The organism is Novosphingobium sp. (assembly GCF_025351285.1).
GTDB lineage: Bacteria > Pseudomonadota > Alphaproteobacteria > Sphingomonadales > Sphingomonadaceae > Novosphingobium.
On sequence record NZ_JANXWG010000053.1, the window covers coordinates 67939 to 93238 of the forward strand.

21 protein-coding genes are annotated in these 25300 nt (G+C 64.4%); 11 read left to right on the forward strand and 10 right to left on the reverse strand.

Annotated elements, in window-relative coordinates; translation table 11 throughout:
- Positions 1-340: 340 nt before the first annotated feature.
- The 4 genes from Q0R16_RS06335 to Q0R16_RS06350 all read left to right on the forward strand — a co-directional run bounded on the left by Q0R16_RS06335 (position 341) and on the right by Q0R16_RS06350 (position 3896).
- A complete protein-coding gene (locus tag Q0R16_RS06335) occupies positions 341-985 on the forward strand; it encodes a TadE/TadG family type IV pilus assembly protein (protein WP_295633718.1) in 645 nt (214 codons plus the stop codon).
- Positions 979-1659, forward strand: a complete 681-nt coding sequence (locus Q0R16_RS06340; protein ID WP_295633721.1) for a TadE/TadG family type IV pilus assembly protein — start codon at positions 979-981, stop codon at positions 1657-1659. Before Q0R16_RS06335 ends, Q0R16_RS06340 begins: the two co-directional genes overlap by 7 nt.
- A gap of 20 nt (positions 1660-1679) precedes the next feature.
- Positions 1680-3413: a pilus assembly protein TadG-related protein gene (locus Q0R16_RS06345; RefSeq protein ID WP_295633724.1), complete on the forward strand. Its 1734-nt coding sequence runs from the start codon at positions 1680-1682 to the stop codon at positions 3411-3413.
- A 96-nt stretch (positions 3414-3509) separates the two neighbouring features.
- Complete coding sequence (locus Q0R16_RS06350) at positions 3510-3896, forward strand: c-type cytochrome (protein ID WP_295633725.1); 387 nt, start codon at positions 3510-3512, stop codon at positions 3894-3896.
- A gap of 113 nt (positions 3897-4009) precedes the next feature.
- Here Q0R16_RS06350 and Q0R16_RS06355 read toward each other — a convergent pair whose 3' ends face one another.
- The 5 genes from Q0R16_RS06355 to Q0R16_RS06375 form a co-directional block, all read right to left on the reverse strand.
- Complete coding sequence (locus Q0R16_RS06355; RefSeq protein WP_295633726.1) at positions 4010-4381, reverse strand: hypothetical protein; 372 nt, start codon at positions 4379-4381, stop codon at positions 4010-4012.
- Positions 4382-4705: 324 nt separating this feature from the next.
- A complete protein-coding gene (locus tag Q0R16_RS06360) occupies positions 4706-6481 on the reverse strand; it encodes a hypothetical protein (RefSeq protein WP_295633727.1) in 1776 nt (591 codons plus the stop codon).
- Positions 6482-6558: 77 nt separating this feature from the next.
- Positions 6559-7743 carry a hypothetical protein gene (locus Q0R16_RS06365; protein ID WP_295633728.1) on the reverse strand — a complete coding sequence of 395 codons (1185 nt, stop codon included), beginning with the start codon at positions 7741-7743 and terminating at the stop codon, positions 6559-6561.
- Positions 7744-8104: 361 nt separating this feature from the next.
- A complete protein-coding gene (locus Q0R16_RS06370) occupies positions 8105-9148 on the reverse strand; it encodes an NAD(P)-dependent alcohol dehydrogenase (protein WP_295633729.1) in 1044 nt (347 codons plus the stop codon).
- A complete protein-coding gene (locus tag Q0R16_RS06375; RefSeq protein ID WP_295633730.1) occupies positions 9145-10131 on the reverse strand; it encodes an alpha/beta hydrolase in 987 nt (328 codons plus the stop codon). The genes Q0R16_RS06370 and Q0R16_RS06375 overlap by 4 nt, the downstream gene beginning before the upstream one ends.
- A 231-nt stretch (positions 10132-10362) precedes the next feature.
- Between Q0R16_RS06375 and Q0R16_RS06380 the strand changes: the two genes are divergently transcribed.
- From Q0R16_RS06380 to Q0R16_RS06405, 6 genes are all read left to right on the forward strand, one after another.
- Positions 10363-11352 carry a DUF2889 domain-containing protein gene (locus tag Q0R16_RS06380; protein WP_295633731.1) on the forward strand — a complete coding sequence of 330 codons (990 nt, stop codon included), beginning with the start codon at positions 10363-10365 and terminating at the stop codon, positions 11350-11352.
- Positions 11353-11422: 70 nt separating this feature from the next.
- Positions 11423-12532: an acyl-CoA dehydrogenase family protein gene (locus Q0R16_RS06385; protein ID WP_295633732.1), complete on the forward strand. Its 1110-nt coding sequence runs from the start codon at positions 11423-11425 to the stop codon at positions 12530-12532.
- Positions 12529-13734, forward strand: coding sequence for an acyl-CoA dehydrogenase family protein (locus Q0R16_RS06390; protein WP_295633733.1), 1206 nt, complete (start codon positions 12529-12531; stop codon positions 13732-13734). The genes Q0R16_RS06385 and Q0R16_RS06390 overlap by 4 nt, the downstream gene beginning before the upstream one ends.
- Positions 13735-13744: 10 nt before the next feature.
- Positions 13745-14914 carry an acyl-CoA dehydrogenase family protein gene (locus Q0R16_RS06395; protein WP_295633735.1) on the forward strand — a complete coding sequence of 390 codons (1170 nt, stop codon included), beginning with the start codon at positions 13745-13747 and terminating at the stop codon, positions 14912-14914.
- A gap of 21 nt (positions 14915-14935) precedes the next feature.
- Entirely contained in the window at positions 14936-15913 is a 978-nt protein-coding gene (locus Q0R16_RS06400; RefSeq protein ID WP_295633737.1) for a nitronate monooxygenase family protein, read from the forward strand.
- 26 nt (positions 15914-15939) lie between these two features.
- Entirely contained in the window at positions 15940-16572 is a 633-nt protein-coding gene (locus Q0R16_RS06405) for a class I SAM-dependent methyltransferase (RefSeq protein WP_295633807.1), read from the forward strand.
- Positions 16573-16585: 13 nt separating this feature from the next.
- Here Q0R16_RS06405 and Q0R16_RS06410 read toward each other — a convergent pair whose 3' ends face one another.
- From Q0R16_RS06410 to Q0R16_RS06430, 5 genes are all read right to left on the reverse strand, one after another.
- Complete coding sequence (locus Q0R16_RS06410) at positions 16586-17488, reverse strand: hypothetical protein (RefSeq protein ID WP_295633739.1); 903 nt, start codon at positions 17486-17488, stop codon at positions 16586-16588.
- 148 nt (positions 17489-17636) lie between these two features.
- Complete coding sequence (locus Q0R16_RS06415; RefSeq protein ID WP_295633741.1) at positions 17637-18182, reverse strand: hemerythrin domain-containing protein; 546 nt, start codon at positions 18180-18182, stop codon at positions 17637-17639.
- Positions 18183-18332: 150 nt separating this feature from the next.
- Positions 18333-19118: a hypothetical protein gene (locus tag Q0R16_RS06420; RefSeq protein WP_295633744.1), complete on the reverse strand. Its 786-nt coding sequence runs from the start codon at positions 19116-19118 to the stop codon at positions 18333-18335.
- Positions 19119-19616: 498 nt separating this feature from the next.
- Positions 19617-20489 (reverse strand): MBL fold metallo-hydrolase, encoded by an 873-nt coding sequence (locus Q0R16_RS06425; RefSeq protein WP_295633746.1) that lies wholly within the window; start codon positions 20487-20489, stop codon positions 19617-19619.
- A gap of 133 nt (positions 20490-20622) precedes the next feature.
- Entirely contained in the window at positions 20623-23649 is a 3027-nt protein-coding gene (locus Q0R16_RS06430; protein ID WP_295633748.1) for an Rne/Rng family ribonuclease, read from the reverse strand.
- Positions 23650-24386: 737 nt separating this feature from the next.
- On the opposite strand from Q0R16_RS06430, the gene Q0R16_RS06435 reads away from it, so the two are divergent.
- Positions 24387-25277 (forward strand): N-acetylmuramoyl-L-alanine amidase, encoded by an 891-nt coding sequence (locus Q0R16_RS06435; protein ID WP_295633750.1) that lies wholly within the window; start codon positions 24387-24389, stop codon positions 25275-25277.
- Positions 25278-25300 lie beyond the last annotated feature (23 nt).

The following is a 25300-nucleotide window of genomic DNA, read 5'->3' on the forward strand; positions in this document are numbered from 1 at the left end:
CAGCGATCTGCCTCTTCGGGCGAGCCCCCTTCGGGCAGGCGTTCAAGCCTTTGCGTCGGGCATTCGTGGCGTGGCTGTGCCGAACCCAGCGCTTCCTGCAGCGAACCCGCCGCTACCCATCGTCCTGCTCGGTCATCCGGGCGAGGACGGAAACGTTCGTCCTGGTCGTTCCGTCGAACGGCCTTTCCGACGGTCAAAGCCCGGCCGAACCCGTATTTGCTCGTACCGCGCGCTACCGTGGGTGTTAGTCGTCTTTTTCTAGGGTGGTTCCATGCCGAACCTGCCCCGTCCCAGTCGTACAAATCCGAACCGGCCGAACGCGAGCCGTTGGGTCAATGCCATGGGCGTGCTGTGGGGTGATACCAGCGGCACGGCAATTATCGAATTCGCCATTGTCGGGCCGGCATTCATCGCGCTGCTGACGGGCATTTTCTACGTTGCGATGGCGTTCCTGACGCAGCAGGGGCTGGAAACCGCAGCGCAAGGTGCCGGGCGGATGTTTCTGACCGGGCTGGCACAGACCGCCACGATCGGCAGCGCCAAGGGCATGTCGGCCACCACGTTCAAGAATACGCTGTGCAACGGCGCCAACGCGACCACCGCGAGCGGCGCAGCGATCACCATCGCCCAGCAACTGCCGCCGTTCATGAACTGCGGCAACCTGACGGCTAACGTGGTGATCCAGCCCGCCAACGCGGCGTTCACCAACGCGATCATCACCACGCCGACATACAATTGCTATGGTTCGGCGTGCGATTCCGCGAGCGATTCCACGGTTTCCGGCAATGCCGGCAGCAGTGCTATCGCGGGTTCGCAGAACCGCATCGTCGTGGTCCAGTTGTTCTACAACTGGCAGACGATGACCAGCCTGTTCGGGCTTAACGGGCTGTCGCTCACGGCCAAGAACGGACAGCAGACGATGGCGGCAACCGCGGTCGTCAGCACCGAATCCTATTCCTGCGCATCGGGGCAAAGCTCATGCTGAAGCGGTTGGGGCATGACCGTGATGGCATGGTGCTGATCGAATTCGCGATGGCTTTGCCGGTGATGCTGGTGATGTACCTGGGTGCCTATACCGTCTCCGACATGGTCGCGTGCAACCGCAAGGTGACGATCGCAGCCACCACGCTGGCAAACCTGGCCAGCCACGCGCTGTCGCCCACCAGCGTGCTGGGCGCGCCGTCCACGACATCCGCTACGACCTACCTGAGCGCGGGCGCGCTGGTGTTGAGCCCTTATCCAATGGCCAGCGGCACCGAGACGATCACGCTGCTGCGCGTTTGCAGCACCACGCAAGCTTACGTGGTGTGGTCGCAAAGCCAGACGCAGACCAATGTCGGAACCGTGGTGACATCGCCGATCACCGCCGGGTCACCGGCATCACCCACGCTGGTCACGCTGCCCAGCGGGTTGCTGACGACGCTGTCGGGATCGGCTTCCTATTATCCGCTGGCGCCCACATCGTCCGCATCGAGCACGACCAACACCGACATCTGCGCCAACACGCCTGCCAGCGGCAACACGCCGGTGGTGGGGCAGGCGGGCGCCTACTTGTTCGTGGGCAAGGTCAGCTACGATTACACCCCGGCGATCAGCTACAAGGCGATCACGACCACGAAGATGGCCAACGCCATCTACATGAGCCCCCGCCTCAACTAGCCATGGTCGGGACCATATCCATGCACACGCGCGTCGTCGTTCACCTGATCGGTTCCTGCATCGCACTCGGCCACTGCCTGCGGCGTGACCGGTGGGTCGATTTCGGCTGCCGCCTGCGACGTGACCGGGGGGGCAACGTCATGGTCATCCTGGCATTCGGGCTGATCCCGCTGACTTTCGCGATCGGCTTCGGCATCGATTACAGCCGTGCGCAGAAAATGCAGACCGACCTCAATTCGATCGCCGACGCGGCCGTGCTGGCCGCGGTCGACCCGGCGATGCTGTGCCAATCGAGCGCCACTGCAAAAGCCGCCGCAACGGGCATGTTCAACGCGCAAGTCAGCGGGTTGACCGATCTGGCCAGCGTGACTCCCACGGTCACCGTCAACCCGGCCAGTTCGGCGGCGGGTTGCGCAGGGTCCCTGCGCACCGCGACGGTTGCCTACACCGCAACCGTGCGCAACGTGTTCTCGAGCATCCTGGGGTCGCCAACGCTGACGGTAACGGGATCGGCCAGCTCGGACGCGTCGCAGCCGCCAAGCATCAATTTCTATGTCACGCTCGACGTTTCGCCCTCGATGCTGTTGCCAACCACCAGCGCGGGCATCGCCAATCTCAAGAACGGGGTGGTGTGGACGGGAGCGGGCGCATTCGGCTGGCCGGTGGTCGGCTGCGATTTCGCGTGCCATTCGAAGAATTCGCACACCTGGAATTACGGCAATTTCGTGCGCGATGTGAATGGCAACGCGCTTTACACCACGGGCTTCGATACCGGCACGGTCTATCGCGTATCGTGCAGCAACGCCAACGTCTATGACGTCAACTTCAACCAGATCGGTTCGAGCGCATCGGTCACCAGCGGCGCGACTGCGTGCGGAGGCAATTACTGGACCAGCGGCCCTTCGGTCAACAACACCATCACGTTGAAGTACCGGCCCAATGGCTCGCTTTTCTATTCGTCGGTAACCGTCAATTTCCCCGATTCCTGGTGGCTTGCGCAAAACTATGCGACGATCAATCCAGGCCAGCAGAACATCACGCTGCGGCTCGACGCTGAAAGCCCCGCCGCGCAGAACCTGGCGACTTATGCCCATAACATCGAATTGCTTTACGCCGGGGCGCCCACGCCGCCGGTTTACAAGCTGCAGTTCTTTACCTTCGCCTATGGGGCTCCGGCAGCGGTCTCGACGTCACCGTGGGACACGATGACGGATGTTGCGACATCTTACAGCTCCACTTTTCCCAGCCTGACCGCCAATGCCCCGCTGATGACCGGGATCGGTTGCTGGACAAGCTCGTGCCCCGGCTCGAACGCTTTCACCGATATCACCGCGCTGCTGACCGGCATGTCATCGACGATGCCGTCGAGCGCGGGGTTGGGGACACCAGCCAGCCCGCAGAATGTGCTGATCATCTTGACCGACGGCGCGCAGGACAACAGCACCGGCGATGGCATGGGTGCAATCAATGCCAACAACATCACGCAGTGCAATGCGATCAAGGCCAACGGAACCAAGATCGCGATCCTCTATACCCAGTACGATCCGGCGACGATCAACTATACCTCCAACCCCACCTTCAACAATTTCGCCTCGGGCCCGGTGCCGACGATCCAATCGCAATTGCAGTCCTGCGCGACGAGGAACGCCGACGGCACTTACCTGATGCAGACGGTGAGTACCGACGGCGACATTTCAGCGGCGCTCAACCAGCTTTTCCAGAACGTGGTGCAATCATCGCGGCTGGTGCAATAGCCCCGTTGCAGCGCGGCCTGTTCAGAACGGCGCAAACGGCTTAGGTCTGTCGCTCGATCGGGATCCGGCGTGATCCTTGAACCGATGGGATAATGCATGATTCGCGCTTCGCTGTTTGCCGCCATGACCTTGACCGTTGCCTTGCCTGCTGCCGCTTCGGCACAGTCTGGTCCAGCAGCGGCCGCACCGGGAGCCACGCTGTTCGCGGCCAAGTGCCAGATTTGCCATTCGGTCGCCGCCAAGGGCGCACCCACGTTGCTTGCGCCCAACTTGCGCGGCGTGGTGGGGCGCAAGGCCGCGTCGGGGGCGTTCGCGGGCTATTCGCCGGCGCTCAGGGCATCGGGGCTGACCTGGACTCCCGAGACTCTCGGCACCTTCCTCACCGCGCCGGGCAAGCTGGTGCCGGGCACGCGCATGGTGGTGATGGTGGCAGACGCGAAACAACGCGCGGACATCATCTCCTGGCTTGCCACCCAGCGCTGATCGCGCTTGCGGCCATGGTTCTGGCGCCAGCGCAGCACCCGGGCAGGGCGCACCCGGGCAGGGCGATCATCGCGCCCCGCCTGTCACCGCATCGCTGAGCGAGGTAAAGCTCATCATCCGGCCTTCGCCGGGTTTCGCACCCTCGTCGCGCGGCAACGGCGCAGACCGGCCAGAACATCTTGCCCGGTTTCCTGACCAACCAGGGCTGGCATTGCCAGTTCCCCGACAACATCAGCAACCGCAGTTCGATCGTTGGCGGGCGGCTGGTCGGTGGCCAGATCCAGGCCGCGATCTATGCGCAGATCCAAAAAAGGCCAGGGCAAGATCGTTTCGCGCCCGCGGACCGCTGCGCAAAGCGGATCGCATGCCAGGATCAGCGCCACGATCAGCCGGCGCAAGGCCGAAACCTCGGGCATGGTGCGCGGCGGCGATCCGTTTGTGATCGGCGAGCTGACGCAGAAAAGCGCCATCGACACGCGCAGCAAGATTCCGCTGCTGAGCCTTCCGCATCGATCGCGGCACCAAGTGCAAAACCGGGCTCTCCATCGTGGTTACACCGCACACAGTCCGGCGCTACGATCCGAGCCACCCGCCAGCGCCGCGGCAGCCCGCCGCGCCGGGGTCCAAGCTGCCACCAGTTGCCGGCAACCGCTGACCGGCTGCGCGCAACCGGCAAACTTCGGGAGCACGCATTCCCGATCTGCATCGGACAAGCAAAGGCCCGGCGCGCCAATGGCGGCCGGGCCTGCTGATGCCTTGCGTGCGCCGGGCGCAAAGCGCGCCCGGGTCACCCGCACAATAGTTTTGGCTCAATGGTTCTGGATGATCAGGACCGTCCCGTTGTTGCCGTACTGCGTCGCGGTCGAGGTGTTTCCAATCGACGCCTGCTGAATGTTGGCGCCGTTGTTGTTGCCGCTCTGCGTCAGGGTCGACATGTTGAGCGAGCCGAGCTGGAGCACTTGCGCCAGATCGCTGTTCCCCGACTGGGTCAACGTGGAGGTGTTCGTAGACCCGAACTGCTGCACGTAAGCCGTATCGCCATTGCCGCTCTGGGTAACGGTCGATTTCTGTCCGGTGCCACTTTGGTGAACAACGAGCGCGTCGGTGGTGCCCGATTGCGAGACAATGCTGCTGCTGCCGTTGCTGGCGGTGACCGCTCCACCAAAACTTTCACCCTTCACGCCCTGATCGATTTCGGCGTAATCATTGACGCCGATCTGGTCGATCCGCGAGTTGTTGCCATTGCCCTGCTGGAAGGCTTCGGCATCGTTGTAGTTCGCGACGGAGAGGGCCGGGTTGCCCCCGCCCTGGTTGATCGTGGATTGATTGTCGTCGCCGATCTGGACCACAAGAATATCGTTATGGACGGAGTAGGTGGTACCATAGAATACCTGGTTGGCCGTCCCGAACGCGTTGCCGAGGCCGTATCCCGCTTGGGTTACGTGCGAGATGTTCCTGTTGCCCTGCTGAAATACCTCAAACGAAAAGTTAAATGGCGTAAAGTTTGCACGGCGCGATGAAACTGTCTGGTCCCAATACGATTCGTTGCTGTCGCCGGTCTGCTCGACCTGGATGACGCCAAGCCTGCCTTCCTGCGACGACTGCGCGTAGTTGCCGTTACCGGTCTGCACGACCGATAGAATGCCCTGGAAGCCATTCTGGTCGACATCCGAACGGTTGCCGTTGCCCGTCTGGGTTATTTCGGCGGTGTTCTGCCCGTCCGACGTCAGCGTGTAAAACGGCAGGGTGGGGGTGGTCTTGACCTGGTTGACGTTCGAAATGTTGCTGTCACCGGTCTGCACGGTGGTGGTCTCGTTGTTGTCCTGGACCTGCTTGATTTTGATGGTGTTGCCGCTGCCGGACGATTGGGCTGTCGCCTGGTCATTCAGGCCCGACTGGTCGATCGTGGCCAAGTTGCCCGAACCGTTGAACTGCACGACGTAGGCAATCCCGGAATTCCCCAACTGGTTGATCGTGGCAATTCCGTTAGTGCCTTGTTCCTGGTGGACTTCGGCATTGTTGCTGCCGGTGCCGCCCTGCACCACAGTCGTGGTGTTGCCGGTGTTCGACGTCAGCAATGCATCGCCCTGGAGCACCAGCGCCGAGTTGTTGTCGCTGTTCTGCGTGATCGTCGAGGTCTGGCCGCTGCTGCGCTGGATCACGCCCGCGGTGTTGAAACTGCCAACCTGGGTGATCGTGGACGCGTTCTGTGCGATCGAATTCTGGCTGAACTGATCGATCGTGGCCACGTCGGTGTCGCCGCGCTGGGTGATCGATGAGGTTGAGACCGGCTTGGTGCCGGTGGCGTCATCGGTCTGGGTAACCGTGGCTGAACCGTTGGTGCCGCTTTGCGTAACCGCCGAGGAACTGCCTTTTTTGCCCGACTGGTTGACCAGGACGGTGTTGGCGGCATTCGACTGGTCGGTCGTCGACGCATCGTTTGAGCCGGTCTGGTTGATCGTTGCAGTCTGGTGGTCGCCCGCTTGGGTGACGGTTGACGTATTGCTGGCCGAACCGGTCACGGCCAGGGCTGGAGTGGCGAGCAACGCGGCCAGGCAGGCCGAGAGCATCAGGCTCGTCTTCATGGGATCATTCCTTGAATTTGCGTGCAATCGAGGCAGCACGGCCAGGCAGTTGGTGCCCGGCCTTGCCGCCGATCAGGTCAATTGGTGGACGGAGGGGTGAAGCCGAACGCGCCGGTGCCGTTGGGCGTACCGTTGCCGGTTGGCCCGTCATAGCCCGTGCCGGCGTTGCAGTAGTAGGTTCCACCGCACGTGCCGTTGTTGCCCGTTGTCACATCGTTGAGGAAGGCGCGGCCTTTCCAGAAGCCGGTCGCGTCATTCGCGCCCACACCCTTGCTGCCGAAGATCCCGGCAATGATCGGCGCCGAAACGCTGGTGCCACCAAAGATAGCCCAGCCCGACTTCGATCCGCTCGGCGCGTTCAACGGGCCATAGATGGCAACCCCGGTGTTGGGATCGGCCACCGCCGAAACATCGGATTCCATGCGATTGCCGCACAGCGCATCGTCCTGGAACGGTTGCCGTGGCACAATTGCGCTGCATCCGCTGCCCGCGCCGGTCCAGGCCGATTCGGTCCAGCCGCGAGCGTTTGAGGCGTGCTGCAGGTTGGTGCCGCCAACGGCGATGACGGTGGGCAGGTCTGCCGGGAACTGATTGCCGAAGCCACTGTCACCCGAACTGACGGTGATCGCCACGCCTGGGTGCGAATAGTACGAGGCGTAAGCCGAAATGTAGCTGCCTTCGGTCGCACCGTAGCTGTTCGAAACGGCTACGACGTTCGGCTGGTTGGCGGCAAATTGCGCGGCCGTGGCAAGGTTGATGAACGAATTGCTGGTGGCTTCGACCAGCAGGATCTTGCAGGTCGGGCACATAGCGCTCGCCATGTCGAGATCGAGCGCTGTTTCCTGCGCCCAGCCGACATTGTAAGTCGGCAGGATCGGGCTGCCGGTCTGGCCGACTTTCTTGAAGCAGCCGTTGGCGGTGGTGCAGGGAGGCAGGCCGTACCTGGCGCGATAGACCCCAAGGTCCCTTTCGGCAGCCGGATAGCCGAAGGCGTCGACGATCGCGATCGTCTTGGTCGAGGTAGATACCGGGACGTTGTAGGCGGCCCGCAATTCCGCAGGTCCGTAGTTGTTGTTTGCAACGGTTGCGTTCGGGTCCACCGTTTCGATCGGGGTGCCGTTGGAATCGGTAAGGATCTTGGCGCCGCAGTTGGCGCTGCTGCCGGTCATCGGATCACCGCCGCACGTGCGCACGATGAAAACATTGCCATCGCGTTCGACCGGGCCGGGCAGCGCGTGCGAGACTTGTACCGAGCCGGCCATTGCAATCACGCTTGCAACTGCCAGTGCAAATTTCCGAATTGTCATCCAAACCCCCGCTTGCGTTGAGTCGGAGCAAATTGTGCTCACGCTCGATGCAAGAAAGGTGCGCTAAACTTCGGGCCTATTCAATAGCAAACTGCCTCGCGGTTCGATGAAATCACCGGGTTCTGGTCGATGAGCGCATCTTACCGAAAGCAATGTGAAAAGCCGCGCGAGTGCAAGAAAATATCAAGAACCTGCGTCTCACCAGGCGGAACTTGCGTCTAGCCCGCGAAACTCGGCCAGAGCCTGCAATCGGCGGTTGACGGACTTTATCGGATTTGAATTACAAGTTGTAAGTATTCCGTTTCGATGTCCATCCTCACAAGGTCGCCATGTCGATCACGAAACGGTACTTCACGTCGGCTTTCTCCATCCGTGCGAACGCCGCGTTGATCCCGCTCATCGCGATTACCTCGCATTCGGCGTGAATGCCCTGCGTTGCACACAGATCGAGCATTTCCTGCGTTTGCGCTATGCCGCCCACGCCCGAACCCGCCACCGCCTTCTGCCCGCCCAGCAGCAGCGCCGAATGGAAGCTGGGCAGCATGTCGATTGCTCCCACGATGCACAGCGTGCCCTGCCGGTCGAGCAGCGTCAGGTACGGCGTGACATCATGCGCCACCGGGATCGTATCGAGCAGGAAATCGAAGCTGGCGCGCGCCGTCTTCATCGCGTCCTTGTCGGTCGAGACCAGCACGTGGGTTGCGCCCAGTGCCTTGGCATCCTCACCCTTGGCGGGCGAGGTGGTGATGATCGTGACTTCGGCGCCCAGCGCAGCCGCGAATTTCACCCCCATGTGGCCCAGGCCGCCCAACCCGATAACCCCCACCTTGGTGCCCGGCCCGACATTCCAGTTCTTCAACGGGCTGTACGTGGTGATTCCGGCACACAGCAGCGGCGCCGCGCGCGCCATGTCGAGCGCTTCGGGCACCCGCAGCACGTAAGGTTCGGCCACCACGATGGACTTCGAATATCCGCCGAACGTGGGGCTGCCGTCGATGCGATCCTTGGCGTTGTAAGTGCCGGTCACGCCCTTGCGGCAATATTGTTCCTCGTGGTCTTCGCAGGCGTCGCAGTGCCGGCATGAATCGACGATCGTGCCCACTGCCACGCGGTCACCCGGCTGGAACGTGGTCACTCCGCTGCCCACCGCGCTGACCGTGCCGACGATTTCGTGGCCGGGTACGAACGGATAGTTGGTCCGCCCCCAATCGTTGCGCGCGGCGTGGAGGTCCGAATGGCACACGCCGCAAAACGCGATGTCGATTGCCACGTCCTCGTCGCGCAACGCGCGGCGATCGATGCTGAAGGGTTCGAGCGTGGCGGTGGCGGCGGGTGCGCCCCAGGCGGCGGTGGTTGTCATGTTTTGGCTCCGATGTTCAGCAGGCGGGCGATTGCGCCCATCATGTCGCGGTTGAAGGCTTGCGAGATGGTCGCTTCATTGGCGAGATTGAACGCATGCGGCCCGCCCGGATAGACGTGCAGTTCCAGCGGCACTCCGGCATCTACCAGGCGCTTGGCGTAATCGAGGTCCTCGTCGAAGAACAGGTCGAGCGAGCCGGTGCCGATCCAGGTAGGCGGCAGGCCCGCAAGGTTATCGGCCAAGGCGGGCGAGAACCAGCCCTTGCGATGGTCGTCGGGCTGGTAGTCACCCCGCAGCGCGCCCCACCCGAACTGGTTGGAGGACCGGTTCCACACGAATTCGCCGGTCATGCGGTTGTTGTGCTGGCAGGCCTGGCTGCCGGTGCGGTGATCGAGCATCGGGTACACCAGGATCTGCGCGGCCAGCTTGGGGCCATTCAAGTCGCGCGCCATCTGCGCCACCGCGGCAGCCAGGCCACCGCCCGCGCTTTCGCCGATAATGCCGATCCGCGCCGGATCGACACCCAGCCGATCGGCCTTGTCTGTCAGCCATTGCAGCCCCGCGTAACAATCCTCCTGCGGGCCGGGAAAGGGAGTTTCGGGCGCCAATCGGTATTCCACCGAGGCCACCGGAATGCCCAGCGCGGCGGCGGTGGCCGATGGTCCGAACTGCATCTTCTCGGCTGATCCAACGACCATGCCGCCACCGTGAATTTGCAGCAGCGCGGCACGGTTCTTCGTTCCCGGAGCAGGATCGTACCAGTAGATCGCAATCTCCCCGCTGGGGCCATTCGGGCCATCGGGGCCATGCACGGTTTCGCGCACCGGCTTGATCGGCGGTTCCCCGAACAATGCCGCGCTGGCGACCATGCCGTCGCGTATGGCGGGAAGGGTTTCGGCCGAGAATTCGCTGAGGTTCAGCAGTTCGAGCATCGGCATGACTTCGGGATCGACAAGGTGCCGGGTTGAAATCTGGTCGGTCAAGCAGGGTCTCCGTCGGGTGCATCGTTGCGCCGGCATGGATTTGTGCCGGCGCTCTCTCCAGAAGCGCGAGGGGTCTGAACTGCCCTGCTGAATGCCGATGCGCGCCCGGGCGATCTTGATCGGTCCGCCACCGAACGCAAGCGCCATGATATGCGCAGGCCTTGACGAAGCGACCGCAATCGCGCCCAAGGACGCGCGACTACACGGCACGATTGGCCAAGGAGCCGAGTTTTGAACGCACCACAAAAGTTCCCCTTTGCGCGAACTTCGGCCGGTCCGGCGCCGCTGCGGCGCCCCGGATCGATCCGGCGGACAAGCTCGATCGATTCGCGCTGGCCAGAAGGCGTGGGCCAGCCATGGTGCCTCGAAGGCCGCGCGCAGGAACTGCTGAGCCCGTTGGATGGCGGCGCGCCGCGGGTTGTCGCACACGGCAGCTTCAGCATCACCGCATCGCCGCTGCGCGAGATTCTGAAGGTCGAAGTGTCACCACAGCACCCGCGTTCGCACGAACTGGTCGGTGTGCGCGCGGGCGGGGCCAGCCGGGTCGCGCTGGGCGGGATCATGGGCGATGTGCGCGGCGGGCCGCTGTACCAGTTGCTCGACGATTTTGCGGGCGCCAGCCTGGTGGCGGGGTGGATCTGGTCGGCGTGGAACCCCGATTGGCGCAAGGAGCGCGCGATCCCCGAAAACATGAAAGGCCCGCGCGAAGGCGTGTGCACCGGCTTTGCGCCGGGCGCGAGCGCCATGGCATCGGACGGTTCGGTCGAGCTCAACCATTCGAGCACCGTCGTCGGTCCGTTCGACAACCCCGATGACCCGGCCGGCTGGCACGCGCTGCCCGCGCAGGAAGGACCGCAAAGCCGGCGTGCGCGGCGGCTGGACTTGTGGCGCGAGGACGGGCTGATCAAGGTCGACGCGGCATTTCAGGACTCGGGTCCCGGCCCGGACGGAAACCGCATCGCCATCCACGAATACCGCGTCCATGCCGAAATCGATCCGGCGTCGGGCGTGCTCGTTACCATGCAGGTACTGCCGCTGATCCTGCCGTTCCAGGAATGCCCTGGCGCCTCGATCAAGGCGACGCGGATGATCGGGCAAAACGTGGCCGAGTTCCGCAATGCCGTGATCGACACTTTGCCGACGACGATGGGCTGCACCCACCTCAACGATGTGCTGCGCGGATTGTCGGACGCGCTGCTCCTGGCCGAACAGTTGCCCTGAAGGCAACGCTTGCCAGTTCCATCGCGGGCGTTTAATCGATCGGTTAAACAACCGCGGGAGTGGGTTTGGAATGTCGATCTTGTACGATGAAGGTCAGCGGGCGATTGCGAGTGAATCGCGGCGGGTGCTTGATGCGCGGATGGACAAGGCGCGGTTGCTGGCGCTGTTGGAACAGACGGGCAAGTACGACCAGCCGTTCTGGGACACGGTGGTCGAACAGGGCTGGACCGGAATCGGCATCGCTGAGGATCATGGCGGGCTGGGGCTCGGGCTCATCGAACTTGGGCTGGTGGCGCAGGCGTGCGGTGCGGCGACTTCGGGTGCGCCGTTCCTGACCTCGGGTTATGGCGTTGCATCGGCGTTGCAGGGCGGTTCGAATGCGGATGCGGCGGCGCTGTGGCTGCCGAAGCTGGCTGCCGGTGAGGCGACTGCTGCGATCGCTTTTGCCGAAGGATCGGCACCCTTGCCGCTGGTGGCGGCCACGCCGTTCATCGATGGCAAGCTGTCGGGCACCAAGAATGGCGTCGCCGGCGGGCTGACCGCCGATGTGGCGCTGGTGTGGGCCTCGGTCGATGGCCAGCCGGTGCTGGTGCTGGCCGAGCTCTCCGGCGCCACCCGCAGCGCGGTGGACAGCTTCGACAACAGCCGGCTTTACGCCGATCTTGCGTTTGCGGGAACGCCAGCAGTGGTCATCGCGCAAGGGCCGGTCGCGCATGCGCTGGCGATGGACGTGATGGCGCGGGTCGCGGTGATTGCCGCTCACGAACAAGTGGGCGGGGCCGAGGCGCTGATGCTCACCGCGCGCGATTATGCGCTGACGCGGCGGGCCTTCGGCCAGCCGATCGGCGCGTTCCAGTCGGTCAAGCACCGCATCGCCGAGCTTTACGGGCTGGTCGAGATCGCGCGCGCCAACTGCATCCACGCCGCCGCGCTCGAAGGCGTCTGTGGTATTTCTGGCCCGGGCTTCGTCACCGCCGCCGCCGCCGCGCGGATATCCGCCACCGAGGCTTATGACACAGCCGCGCGCGATTGCGTGCAGGTCCACGGCGGGATCGGCGTGACCTGGGAGGCTGGGTTGCATCTCCACATGCGCCGCGCGCGGTCGCTGGCGATCGAGGCGGGCAATCTGTTTTTCTGGGAAGATGTGCTGGTGAACGAACTGCAGGGACAAGCGGCATGAGCGATCTGGAAACCTACCGCAGCACCGCGCGCGCCTGGCTCGAAAGCGTGGCGCCCACGTTCGGCCGTGATGCCCGCGTCGGCCTCTCGGTCGAGGACGATCTGGCGCTCGGCCGCCGCTACCAGCGTGCCAAGTTCGATGCCGGGTACGCCGGAATCAACTGGCCTGTGGACGTGGGCGGGCAGGGGCTGACGCATATCGAGAAGCTGGCGTTCGATACCGAGGAAATGGTGTTCGGCATGCCGGGCGGCTATTTTGGCATCTCGCTGGGGATGCCCGTGCCGATCCTGATCCGCTTCGGTGCGGACAAGGACTTCATGAAGGAGCGCGTGCTCAAGGCGCTCAAGGGCGAAGAAATCTGGTGCCAGTTGTTCAGCGAACCGGCGGGCGGCTCGGACCTGGCCGGCCTGCGCACCCGCGCCGAAGTGGATGGAAACGGCTGGAAATTGAACGGCCAGAAGCTGTGGACGAGCTGGGCGCAATACTGCGATTACGGCGTGATCGTCGCGCGCACCGACCCGACCGTGCCCAAGCACAAGGGCCTGACCTACTACTGGGTCGACATGAAGGCGCCCGGAGTCGACGTGCGCCCGATCAAGTTGGCGGGGGGTGACAGCCACGTCAACGAAGTGTTCTTCGATGATGTGCGGCTGGAAGACTCGCAGCGGATGAGCCCGGTCGGCGGCGGCTTTGCCGTGGCGATGACCACGCTGATGATCGAACGCTACATCGCCACCGACAGCGGCGGGTTCGGCCCGCACATCGACGAGTTCGTGGACCTGGCACGGCACACAGACCTCAACGGCAAGCCGGCGATCGAGGACGGACGCATCCGTTCGACCATCGCGCGCAATTATGCGATGCGCAGTGGTCTGGAATCGATCACCACCCGCGCGATGCTGATGATGCGGGCGGGGATGGAGCCGGGCGCCGAAGGCTCGCTCAACAAGCTGGTCGCGGTACGCAGCCGGCAGAAGTTGAGCGAACTGGCGCTCGACCTGATGGGCAACAGCGGATTTGCGTTCGATGCGCACGCTTCGGTCAAGACCGACTGGGCGGCAAGCTGGATCAACGCCCCCACCGGCCGCATCGCCGGCGGGGCGGACGAGATGCTGCTCAACACCATCGCCGAACGCATCCTCGGGCTGCCGCAGGACCACCGGCCCGACAAGGGCGTGCCGTTCAACGCCATCCCGGCATGACCGAAATCTCATGACCGAAAGCGACGATATTGCCGAAATCCGCCGCGCGGTTGCGGGGCTGTGCGCGGACTTTCCGGGCGAGTACTGGCGCGACAAGGACCGCGAGCGGGCTTACCCGACCGAGTTCGTCACCGCGCTCACACAGGCCGGGTTCCTGGCCGCGCTGATCCCGCACGAATATGGCGGCTCGGGGCTCAAGCTCGATGCCGCGGCGGTGATCATGGAGGAGATCCAGGCGGCGGGCTGCAACGGCGCGAGCGCCCACGCGCAAATGTACATCATGAACACGCTGCTCAAGTTCGGCAGCGGGGAGCAAAAGCGCGCCTATCTGCCGGGCATCGCCGATGGTTCGCTGCGATTGCAGGCGTTCGGGGTCTCCGAACCGACCAGCGGGACCGATACGCTATCGTTGCGAACGGTGGCGGTGAAGGACGGCGATCATTACGTGGTCAACGGCCAGAAGATCTGGACCAGCCGCGCCGAACACTCGGACCTGATGCTGCTGCTCGCGCGCACAACGCCCGCCGATCAGGCCGCCAAGCGCACCGAGGGGCTGTCGATCTTCCTGGTCGACATGCGGGAGGTCGTCGGAAACGGCATGACGATCAAACCGATCCGCACGATGATGAACCACTCGACCACCGAGGTGTTCTTCGACGACATGCGCATCCCCGCCAGCGCACTGGTGGGCGAGGAGGGCAAGGGCTTTCGCTACATCCTCTCGGGCATGAACGCCGAACGCGTCCTGATCGCGGCGGAATGTATCGGCGATGCCAAGTGGTTCATCCAGAAGGCGACCGACTACGCGAAAGAACGCAAGGTGTTCGGCCGCCCGATCGGCCAGAACCAGGGCGTCCAGTTCCCGATCGCGCGCTGCTACGCGCAGATGCGCGCGGCCGAACTGATGGTCCACCACGCGGCGCAAGCCTTTGATGCGGGCGGCAAGCTTGAAGGTAATCTGGGCGCAGAGGCCAACATGGCCAAGCTGCTCGCCAGCGAAGCAAGCTGGGCCGCCGCCGACATGTGCGTGCAGACTCACGGCGGGTTCGGGTTCGCCGAGGAATACGATATCGAACGCAAGTTCCGCGAGGCCCGGCTTTACACCGTCGCGCCGATCAGCACCAACCTGATCCTGAGCTACCTGGCCGAACACGTGCTGGGGCTTCCACGCAGCTACTGAGAATATTCAAGGGGATATCCGATGGCCATCAAGACACGCATCACCGAAATGCTGGGTATCGAACACCCGATCGTCCAGGGCGGCATGCAGTGGGTGGGCACCGCAGAAATGGCCTCGGCAGTATCCAACGCAGGCGGTTTGGGTATTCTGACCGCACTCACACAGCCCAGCGCCCAGGCGCTGCGCGACGAGATCGAGCGCTGCCGGTCGATGACATCGAAACCGTTCGGCGTGAACATCACCGTGTTCCCCACGATCAACCCGCCTGATTACAAGGCCTATGCGCAAGCGGTGCTCGATGGCGGGATCACGATTGTCGAGACTGCGGGCACGCCTGCGGTGCGTGAATTGTGGGAGATGCTCAAGCCCCACGGCGTGAAACTCCTGCACAAGTGCACCGCTGTGCGCCACGCGCTGTCGGCCGAACGGGCGGGCGTCGACGTCATTTCGATCGACGGTTTCGAATGCGCCGGCCACCCCGGCGAGGACGACATTCCGGGCCTGATCCTGATCCCGGCGGCGGCCGACAAGGTGAAAATCCCGATGCTGGCGTCGGGCGGCTTCGGCGATGGGCGCGGGTTGGCCGCGGCGCTGGCGCTGGGTGCAGACGGCATCAACATGGGCACGCGGTTCTGTGCAACGGTTGAAGCGCCGATCCACGATGCGTTCAAGCAATCGATGGTGGCGGCGGACGAACGCTCGACCGACCTCATCTTCCGCACTTACCGCAACACCGCGCGCGTGGCGAAGAACGGCATCAGCCAGCAGGTCGTCGCGGCCGAGAAGGAAGGCAAGCCGTTCACCGAGGTAGCCGATCTGGTCAAGGGCGTGCGTGGCCGCGAAGGCCTGCAGACCGGCGACACCGACCACGGCATCTGGAGCGCGGGCATGATCCAGGGCCTGATCCACGACATCCCGACCTGCGAGGTGCTGATCAACCGCATCGTCGCCGAAGCCGAAGCCGTGATTCGCGGACGGCTCGGTGCCATGCTAGCCTGATCCTGGGATCAACCGGGGGAAACGTGATGGGCTTGCAAAGCTGGTACGATGCCCATGTAGTCCCGCGCGTGATCCGCAAGCTGTGCGGCTCCGAAGTCATCATGGATCGCCGCGCCGAGGTGGTGCCGCTCGCGTCGGGCCGGGTGTTCGAACTGGGGTGCGGCGGCGGGCTCAACCAGCGGTTCTACGATCCCGCGCGGGTCACCGCATTTGCTGGCATCGACCCTGGTGCAAAACTGCTCGATTACGCGCGTGACGAGGCAAAACGCAGAGGCTGGGCAACCGATATCCGTGACGGGGTGGGTGAGGATATTCCGTTCGCCAGCGGCAGTTTCGACACCGCCGTGTGCACTTTCACGCTGTGTTCGGTGGCGGACCCGGCGCGCGTGCTGGCCGAATTGCGCCGTATCCTGGTGCCGGGAGGCCGGCTGCTGTTCCTGGAACACGGCCGCTCGCCCGATGCGGACGTGGCCAGGTGGCAGGACCGGATCGAGCCGCTGTGGAAACCGCTGGCGGGCGGCTGCCACCTGACGCGACCGATCAGCGGATCGATCGCGCAGGCGGGCTTCGCGGTAACGCCGATCGGCGCACGTTATGCGCCCAGGATGCCCAGGATCGCGGCGTGGATGGAATGGGGCGTGGCGACCGCGCCCGGTTGAGCGGCGCGCCTTGTCAATCCGGCGCGTCGAGCTTCGCCGGCCGTCCGGTCAGCCACGCGCGCAACCGCCTGGCCGCAGCCAAGCGCCAGCCGAGCACTACGGCAAGCACCAGCACCAGCCACGGCAACGCCACGCCCAGGCCCACGGTCACCATCCACACGATCGCGCTGGTTCCGCGCCACGATGCGTGCGCGGCTTCGTTCAGCGGGCTGCCGCCAAGCCCGAAGCCTTCGGTGCTGGCGTAAGCGAACGTCATCGGCGTGGTCGCGACCGATTGCACCGTCTGCGATTGCGACAGCCGCTCGGTCACGGTCTTTTCGCCCAGTCCTGATAGTTCGCGTCGCAATTCCTCGCGTTCCTGCCGTAGCAGGCCCGGCCGGCCGAGTTGCGCTTCGAGGACTTTGCGATGCGCGGCGATTTGTTCGATCCGCGCGTTGGTTTCTGCCAGCTTTGCGGCAGCATCCTCGCCGGTCACCGCGGCGTTGACCAGCTTGCCCTTGCTCTTTTTGACCGCGCTTACCGCATCGCGCGCGAACATCCGGGCGATGTCGGGCGCCAGCCGCAAGCTGAGCGAAGCATCTATGCGATCGTTGTCGCCGGCATCGTATTTCATGCCCGTGACCCGGCACCGCGAAAGCCCGAGCTGTTCGCACGCGCGCACGTGCTTTTCCTGCACCGGGCCGATGGCGTTGCGGGGCAGCGCGAAGTGATAGGCGTAATCGAACGCCACGCCGGGTGCGTTGTGCCGGCCGATGGTGTCGGGGCCGGAGCGGGCAGGATCGGCGTCTCGATGCGCGGCGGTGGAACTGGCGGAGGATGCCGTTGCAGCATCGGGGGTTTCGGCTTCCTGCCTTGAGCAAGCCGAGACGGCCAGCGTGGTGACGAGCAGGACGGTAACGATCGGAATGGAACGCATTGCCGGGGTCTCCATAAATACCCGCGAGTCGGGAAACTTATGTCAACCAAATTACTTGAGTTTATGTCGCGCGGCAATCGGGCGGCCGAAACGCAAGTTTACGCTGGCTGCACCCCTCGACGATAGGCAGTCGAGGGGCGCCGGCCGATCAAGCCATCGCGGCCATCAGTTCCTGCTTGCGCGCGGCCATCAGCGCGCCGATCGTCTTCAGATCCATCTTGCTCGATCGGCATTCGGGGAACAATTCGCCTTCTTCTTCCTTGACGTGATGGTCGATGTATTCGCCCAGAACTTTGACTTTCGCATCGAACAGCGGTTCGCCGGGCTGGCTGGTTTCGATCTGCGCGATCAGGTCCTTGGCGCTGGCATGTTCGACTTCGGCTTCATCGAGCAAATCGTCATCATCGATGGCTTCGTAAGCGGCGGGGTAGAAGATTTCTTCCTCGATCTGCGCGTGAACCTTCAGCGCGGTGCAGATCTTTTGCGCCAGCGTGGCCTTCTCGGCATCGTCCTCGGTCTTGTCGAACTGCTCGAACATCGTCTTCACTTCGCGGTGATCGGCCTTGAGCAGCGCGATCGCGTCTTGCGCTGCGGCGCTGGCCCTGGTCCGGCGCGAGGTGCGCGAACCGGTCTTGGGCTTGGCGCGCGTTGCGGACTTGGGGTCAGGCTTGGTTGCGGTCTTGGTAGCGGCCATGATGTGGGTTCCTTGTGCGAGGCGGGCAGTGCGGCCACAATTGCGCCGCGGACTGCCCTATCATTCGAACAAATGCCCAGCCCGGCGCGCGTTCCCGCACGAATCCCATGATCTCGATTGCAGACGCAAAGTTTTTTTGCCCCAAGCGGGTTAGTGTGCATCCTCGCGAGGCCGAGTCCCGGCGACCACTTCGCAGCGTGCGGCCACCCGCCGGGCGATCGCGAGTTCGGCGCGCAATTCGCGCAGTTCTGCCCGCAGCAGCACCACCGATAGCGGGTCCGGTGGGGCGCCTACCCGCGGGCGGACGGTGGACGGCGTGCCATGCCACAATCGTCGCGCCGATCCTGAAAACCATGCCACGAGCTTGCCGACAAGACCGGTCGCCGGCGCCACGAGTGCGCGATTGCGCGGGAGCGGCTGGTTCGGCGCATGCACGGTTTCCAGCGCTCGATCGCGCGTCGCTTCGGGATCCGGGGTTGGCAGCATGACCAGCGGTTCCGGCGCGTTTGGCAATGGCAGTGCGGCCGGCGATGGGGTTGCCGCATCAACCGGTGACTCGATCTCGACGGGTTTGGCGGCAGATGCGCGAGACAGCGTTCGTTCGGCCAGGGCAGGACGAGCTGCAAATCGTTTGGGTTCGGCAAGCAAGTTTTCGCGCCGCGCCAATACGACAAGACAACCGCCGCCAGGCGCATGCGTGCGGGCTACTGCACCGTCCAGCCGAGCCGGAATCACCGCATCCAGTGGAAATGTCCGCAACGTCGCACAAACCACACTGGATGATCTTGCGGTAGGCGCCGCGCCATTCAAGCGCTCGGCCCGGGGTGCGGTTTCGGACTGCCCAGGCGGCGGTTTTCGGTGGGTTCGCGGCGACTTTGCCCGTGGCGCCACGCCCGCGCGCTTGCTGTTGGCGATCCGGTTGCGTCCGTTGTGCATTCCCATGACCCATGCCCCCCCAAAGCCACCCAATGCCACCCAAGCCCCAGACGCGGCGCCGGGAGCGCGCGGCGCTCCCGGCACGCTCAAGTTGCACGTGTGCCCGTCTGCGAATGCCCCCTTGGCACGTGCTCTGGTGGGGAGGCCCATCTGTCAGGTACTTTGCCATGCCGTGCGAACATGCATGGCCGGCAAAGATTGCATGCTGTGTTGGCCGCGGTGGCGTCCGGGTTGATGGGGCCGGGTTGATGGGGCCGGGTTGATGGGGCCGGGTTGATGGGGCCGGGTTGATGGGATGGATTGCTGACCGGGCGTGTCGTCGTGTGTTGACATGATTCCTCCAAACCATGCACGCAACAAAGCCCAATTGGGTCGATCCTGAACCCATTCGGCTAGATCTGGATTGAAAATTGCGCCTTAAGCAATTGATTGAATTGCATTCTGCGAGTTCAGCAGCGGCGTCCAATGTGGTGGTGAAAGTTCTCGCAGGGCGCTGCGTCAGAACCCTCGCACTTCGCCGATCTGCATGATCCAGGCGTTGTCCTCGCCATACTGCTGGCCGCGAGCGGCGGTGCGGAAGCGGGCAGGGGCCTCGAACGGGTCTTCGGGCGTGAGCATGATCGATCCCCAATGCATGCCGACAGCCGCCTTGGCGCGCAGTTTTCGCGCGATCTCGATCGCCTCTTCGGGGTTGGCATGGACCGCCTGCATGATCGCTGCCGGTTCGTAAGCGCCGATACCCACAAGCGCCAGATCGAACGGCCCGGCGCGCTCGCCCACTTCGTCGAACGCCGGGCCCAGTGCAGTATCGCCGCCGAACCACACGTTTTTTTCGGGCGATGCGATCCCGAAGCTGGCCCACAGCGTGCGGTTGCGATCGAACAGCCCGCGCCCCGAGAAATGGATTGCGGGCAAGGCGGTCACCGTCAGGCCGTCGAGCCGCCAGTCCTGCCACCAATCGAGTTCGATCACCTGCTGGAACCCGAGCCCGATCAACAGCGGCTTGAGCCCGAGCGGCACGATAACCGGCGTTTCCACACGATAGCGATAGGCACCCAGCGCAACCGTATCGATGTGGTCGTAATGGTTGTGGCTGATCACGATGGCATCGGCGCGCGGCAAGTCCTGCGCGCGCAAGGCCGGCGGCACGAACCGGCACGGCCCGAAACCGAACGGGCCTGCCACGTCGCCAAGATAGGGGTCGGTCAGCACCAGCTTGCCCGCCAACCGCAGCGCGAAGGCCGCGTGGCCGAGCCAGGCGAGATGCGCTTCGGGCATCGTGGCCAGATCGGGCGGGGTATCGGCGCACAGATCGGGCGGGATTGCGCCCACTTTGGCGCGGCGCATGTCGAGCAGCAGAAAGCGCAGCATATCGCGCCAGTTTGCCGCACGGCGCGGGCTTCCGGGGGGATTGCGAAAACCCCCGCCGGGCCGGTGGTGCCTAGGTCTGGATGGACCGGGGCGCTGCGGCACGGCGGGGGTTTCGGTCATTGGCTGGTTGCGATCAGGCGCCGAACGTGCGCTGCCACCAACCGCCGCGCTTGGGCTGATCCGATTCCGGATCGGCGGTTGCTGCCGGTTCAGCCAAGGCTTCGGGTTCGGCAACGGCGGTTTCGCTCGCCGGAGTTTCGGCTTCCGATGCCGCAGCCTTGCGCGCACGGGTGCGCTTGGGTTTTGCGGGAGCTTCGGCTTCGGCTTCGGCTTCGGCGTCCGCAGCCGGTGCAGCAGCTTCGGCCGGGGCCTCGATCACTGCAACCACATCGGCAGCGTCTGCCTTCTTGCGGCGGGTACGCTTGGGCTTGGCCGGTTCGTCGGCTTCGGTCCCGGTGGCTTCGGCCCCGTCGGCTTCGGTCGCGGTAGCTTCGGCCTTGGCTTCAACCGGAACGGTTTCGTCTTCGGCCTTGGGCTTGCGACGGCTGCGCGGCTTTTTGGCCGGCGCTTCCGCTGCTGCGTCCGAGGTCTCGCTTACCGGGTCGGCCGCCGCAATCGGAGCATCGTCCGATGCCGCGTCGCCGGCTTCATCGTCGCCTGCTTCGCCTTCGCCCGCGTCACGCGCTTCGCCGGCCACGCCGTCTTCACGCGCACCGCCACGACGGCGCCGACCACGGCGACGCCGCTTGCGGATGCCGCCTTCGGCTTCGTCATCCGTGCCGGCAACCGGGGCCGTTTCGCCAGACTCGGAGCCAGCTTCAACAGCGTCGCCTTCGTCTTGCGCTTCGTCGCCTGCTGCGCGGGCACCGTCTGCTTCAGCGTGTTCGCCTTCGGCGCGCTCACCCTCCGGACGGTCCTTGCGGCCACGCCGGCGCTTGCGCCGCTTGCGACGGCCATCGCCTTCACTTTCAGCATCGCCCGTGCGTTCGGCACGATCGGCTTTGCGATCGCTACGTTCTGCACGGTCTTCGGACGCTTCTTCTTCTTCTTCCTCGATCTCGTCTTCGATCTCGTCCTCGAACGGTTCGTCATCGTCGATGTCGACGATCGGTTCGAACTTGGGGACGAATTCGGGACGCGGCCCCCGCGAGCCGACGCGCATCTTGGCGCCTTCGTTCTCGCCCTCGGGGATCACCTCAACCGACACGCCATAGCGCGCCTCGATCTCGGCAAGATCGTGCCGCTTGGCGTTGAGCACATAGACCGCAGCTTCCTGGCTGGCATAGAGCGTGACGATGTTGCCACGGCCCTTGGCGGCCTCGTCCTCGATCATGCGCAGCGCCGACAGGCCCGCCGACGATGCGGTGCGGACCAGGCCCGAACCGTCGCAGTGCGGGCAGCCGCGCGTGGTCGCTTCCAGCACGCCGGTGCGCAGCCGCTGGCGGCTCATTTCCATCAGCCCGAAGCTGGAAATGCGGCCGACCTGGATGCGCGCGCGGTCGTTCTTGAGCGCGTCCTTCATGGCCTTCTCGACCTTGCGGACGTTCGAGCCGTATTCCATGTCGATGAAGTCGATCACGACCAGCCCGGCCATGTCGCGCAACCGCAACTGACGGGCGATTTCGCGCGCGGCTTCAAGGTTGGTGCCGACCGCGGTGCCCTCGATGCCGTGTTCCTTGGTGGAACGGCCCGAGTTGATGTCGATCGAAACCAGCGCCTCGGTCGGGTTGATGACCAGGTAGCCGCCCGATTTGAGCTGCACCACCGGATCGTACATCGCCGAAAGCTGATCTTCGGCACCATAGCGCTGATAGAGCGGCACCGGATCGGCATAGTGCTTCACCCGGCGCGCGTGGCTGGGCATCAGCAACTTCATGAAATCGCGCGCGGCGCGGTAGCCGTCGTCACCTTCGACCACGACTTCCTCGATGTCGCGGTTGTAGATGTCGCGGATTGCGCGCTTAACCAGGTCGCTGTCCGAATGGATCAGCGCGGGCGCCGACGAATGCAGCGTGCGGTCACGGATTTCGTCCCACAGCCGCGCAAGGTAATCGAAATCGCGCTTGATTTCGGGCTTGGTGCGGCTGAGCCCGGCGGTACGAACGATGCACGACATCGAACGCGGCAGGTCCATTTCGGACATGATCGACTTCAGCCGCTTGCGATCGGCAACCGAGTTGATCTTGCGGCTGATCCCGCCGCCATGGCTGGAGTTCGGCATGAGCACGCAATAGCGGCCCGCCAGGCTGAGGTATGTCGTGAGCGCGGCGCCCTTGTTGCCGCGTTCTTCCTTGACCACTTGCACCAGCAGCACCTGGCGGCGCTGGATCACGTCCTGGATCTTGTAACGACGGCGCAGCGCCATGCGGCGGGCGCGCAACTCGTCCATTTCCTTGGGCTGGGCGCGGCCTCCGTCTCGGCCGCCGTCGCGTCCACCGTCTCTGGCACCGTCGCGTCCACCATCTCTGGCACCATCGCGGCCACCCTGGCGGCGGCCACGACCGCGGCGGGGGCGGTTGTCGCCGGCTTCGCCATTGGGCGATTCTTCGCTGCCGTCGGCACGTTCACCGTCATCCGCGTCTTCATCGTCCGCGTCGTCGTCGTGATGCGCATCTGTGTCGGGCGCATCATCGCCGTCGAAGGCCGGGTCGACTACGCCGCCTTCGATCGTGGCGACTTCGTCCTTTTCGGACGTGTCGATTTCGATCACGCTGCCGTGATCGTCGTCATCGTCATCGTCATGATCATTGTCATGATCGTCGTCGTGCCGGTCATCGTCGTGCCCGTCATCGCCATAGCCGGCTTCGCCGCGTTCGGCGCGGGCGTCTTCTTCGGCTTCTTCGGCGGCGCGCAGCGCGGCTTCTTCGGCCGCGTGTTCGGCCTCTTCGGCCAGCAGCGCGTCACGATCCTGCTTGGGGATCTGGTAGTAATCGGGGTGGATTTCGCTGAACGCCAGGAACCCGTGGCGATTGCCGCCAAAGTCCACGAACGCGGCCTGGAGCGAAGGTTCGACCCGGGTTACTTTGGCGAGATAGATATTGCCCTTGATCTGCTTGTGATCAGCGGACTCGAAATCAAATTCCTCGATGCGGTTGCCTGTGAGCACCGCCACCCGGGTTTCTTCCGGGTGGCGCGCATCGATCAACATGCGCGTTGTCATAATGGTATCTCCATCCGCGGGCGCCGGGGACCGGGCCATGAAGGCCGTGGTTGCCCGAAGGCGCGCGGAACTTAGGGTGGGCACGCTCGTGTCGGACGCGGGACAAGGCCCCGGTCGGCGCGGGCGCGAATGCGAAAATGCCATCTGCAAACGCCGAAGCCAGCCCACGGGATAGCCTTGAGGCAAGCCCGATGGTTGGCAGCGTGCGGTTACCGGACAGCTGCGGTTCTTGCTGGTCTGCGGCAATGACGATGCACTCGGTACCGAGTGCGAGGATGATACGCTTTATGCGTGGCACCCGGATCAATCGCAATCCGCCGGTCCGCGCCCGCGCACACGCCGCTTTTCGGCGCATGGGCATTACGGAAACACGGCTCATCATTACGGCATCAACCTCTGCGCGGGGCCGGCCGATCCAGTATCGGCCAATTCGGTATCGAATCAGGCAGTTTCCTGAGCTCGACGCCGGTTGCTACATCCCCTGCGAACCGGGTATCCGTGCTTGACCCAGACCTGCTACGGCCCCGCAAGGCGCCCTATCGGCGCGCGGCGGCAGTCGGCGCGGCTGGTGCACAAGGCGGAATGGCCCGGCAATCGGGTGCTAGCACCGCATTGACATGGCGGCAATGGAAACAAATCAATCCTGGCTTGGCACGGCGGCACAAACCGCCCAAAACGTACCTGCGGATTGGAAATGCTTTACCGCAGCCACGTGCCAAGGGCATAGACCTGCTTGGATGAGGGTTAACTCTACAGGGATCTGGGCGTGGATCTGGCCGCTGCTTGCGCTTGGCGCGAGCGGGGCGGCGCTTGGCTTTGTGGTCGCGCAGCGGCTGACGGCAGGTGGGGTGCCGTCCTACGTCGTGCGCGTGCCGCTGACCGGCGCGGGCGAACAGCTTGCGCTACCGCCGATTGAGGGACCCGCCGATCCCTCGCGTCCGCTGGTGGTCATCGATGCCGGCCATGGCGGCCATGATCCTGGAGCAAGCGGGCCGAACGGGCTCAAGGAAAAGGCGGTCACACTGGCGCTGGTCCTGGCGACTCGCGATGCGCTGCTCAAGCATGGCCGCGTGCGCGTGGCGCTGACCCGCGATGACGATCATTTCCTGGTGCTGGGCGAACGTGCGTTGCTGGCGCGGCGGCTGGGCGCGGATATGTTCCTGTCGATCCACGCCGACGCGGTGGAGCAGGGCGATCCGAGCGGCGCCACCGTCTACACGCTGTCGGACCAAGCGTCGGACGAAGTCGCCGCGCGGTTGGCGAGCCGCGAAAACCGGGCCGATCTGGTCAACGGCATGCCGCTCGACGGGCAATCGCAGGCAGTGTCCTCGATCCTGGTCGACTTGTCGCGCAGCGACACGGCGCGGCAAAGCCAGGCGCTTTCGTCGCTGATCGTGCGCGAAGGCAAAGGGTCCATTGCGTTCCATGTCGACCCGCAGCGGCATGCCGGGTTCGCGGTGCTCAAGTCGCTCGATATGCCGTCGGCGCTGTTCGAAGCGGGCTATGTGTCGAGCGCCGACGATGCGCGCCGGTTGTCCGATCCGGCCTGGCGCGCACGCTTCGGTGAACGGTTGGCGCGCGCGATCGAAATTTTCGTGGCGACCAAAACCGCCGGTGTGGCGCGATAGCCGGTCATGGCTGTGTTCCCGCT

Coding starts and splice junctions, on each gene's coding strand:
- Q0R16_RS06430 (WP_295633748.1), bottom strand. CDS start 23,649: ATGACAACGCGCATGTTGATCGATGCGCGCCACCCGGAAGAAACCCGG.
- Q0R16_RS06345 (WP_295633724.1), top strand. CDS start 1,680: ATGCACACGCGCGTCGTCGTTCACCTGATCGGTTCCTGCATCGCACTC.
- Q0R16_RS06360 (WP_295633727.1), bottom strand. CDS start 6,481: ATGAAGACGAGCCTGATGCTCTCGGCCTGCCTGGCCGCGTTGCTCGCC.
- Q0R16_RS06410 (WP_295633739.1), bottom strand. CDS start 17,488: ATGCGTTCCATTCCGATCGTTACCGTCCTGCTCGTCACCACGCTGGCC.
- Q0R16_RS06405 (WP_295633807.1), top strand. CDS start 15,940: ATGGGCTTGCAAAGCTGGTACGATGCCCATGTAGTCCCGCGCGTGATC.
- Q0R16_RS06350 (WP_295633725.1), top strand. CDS start 3,510: ATGATTCGCGCTTCGCTGTTTGCCGCCATGACCTTGACCGTTGCCTTG.
- Q0R16_RS06435 (WP_295633750.1), top strand. CDS start 24,387: ATGAGGGTTAACTCTACAGGGATCTGGGCGTGGATCTGGCCGCTGCTT.
- Q0R16_RS06425 (WP_295633746.1), bottom strand. CDS start 20,489: ATGCTGCGCTTTCTGCTGCTCGACATGCGCCGCGCCAAAGTGGGCGCA.
- Q0R16_RS06340 (WP_295633721.1), top strand. CDS start 979: ATGCTGAAGCGGTTGGGGCATGACCGTGATGGCATGGTGCTGATCGAA.
- Q0R16_RS06335 (WP_295633718.1), top strand. CDS start 341: ATGGGCGTGCTGTGGGGTGATACCAGCGGCACGGCAATTATCGAATTC.
- Q0R16_RS06420 (WP_295633744.1), bottom strand. CDS start 19,118: ATGCACAACGGACGCAACCGGATCGCCAACAGCAAGCGCGCGGGCGTG.
- Q0R16_RS06385 (WP_295633732.1), top strand. CDS start 11,423: ATGTCGATCTTGTACGATGAAGGTCAGCGGGCGATTGCGAGTGAATCG.
- Q0R16_RS06365 (WP_295633728.1), bottom strand. CDS start 7,743: ATGGCCGGCTCGGTACAAGTCTCGCACGCGCTGCCCGGCCCGGTCGAA.
- Q0R16_RS06400 (WP_295633737.1), top strand. CDS start 14,936: ATGGCCATCAAGACACGCATCACCGAAATGCTGGGTATCGAACACCCG.
- Q0R16_RS06390 (WP_295633733.1), top strand. CDS start 12,529: ATGAGCGATCTGGAAACCTACCGCAGCACCGCGCGCGCCTGGCTCGAA.
- Q0R16_RS06370 (WP_295633729.1), bottom strand. CDS start 9,148: ATGACAACCACCGCCGCCTGGGGCGCACCCGCCGCCACCGCCACGCTC.
- Q0R16_RS06415 (WP_295633741.1), bottom strand. CDS start 18,182: ATGGCCGCTACCAAGACCGCAACCAAGCCTGACCCCAAGTCCGCAACG.
- Q0R16_RS06395 (WP_295633735.1), top strand. CDS start 13,745: ATGACCGAAAGCGACGATATTGCCGAAATCCGCCGCGCGGTTGCGGGG.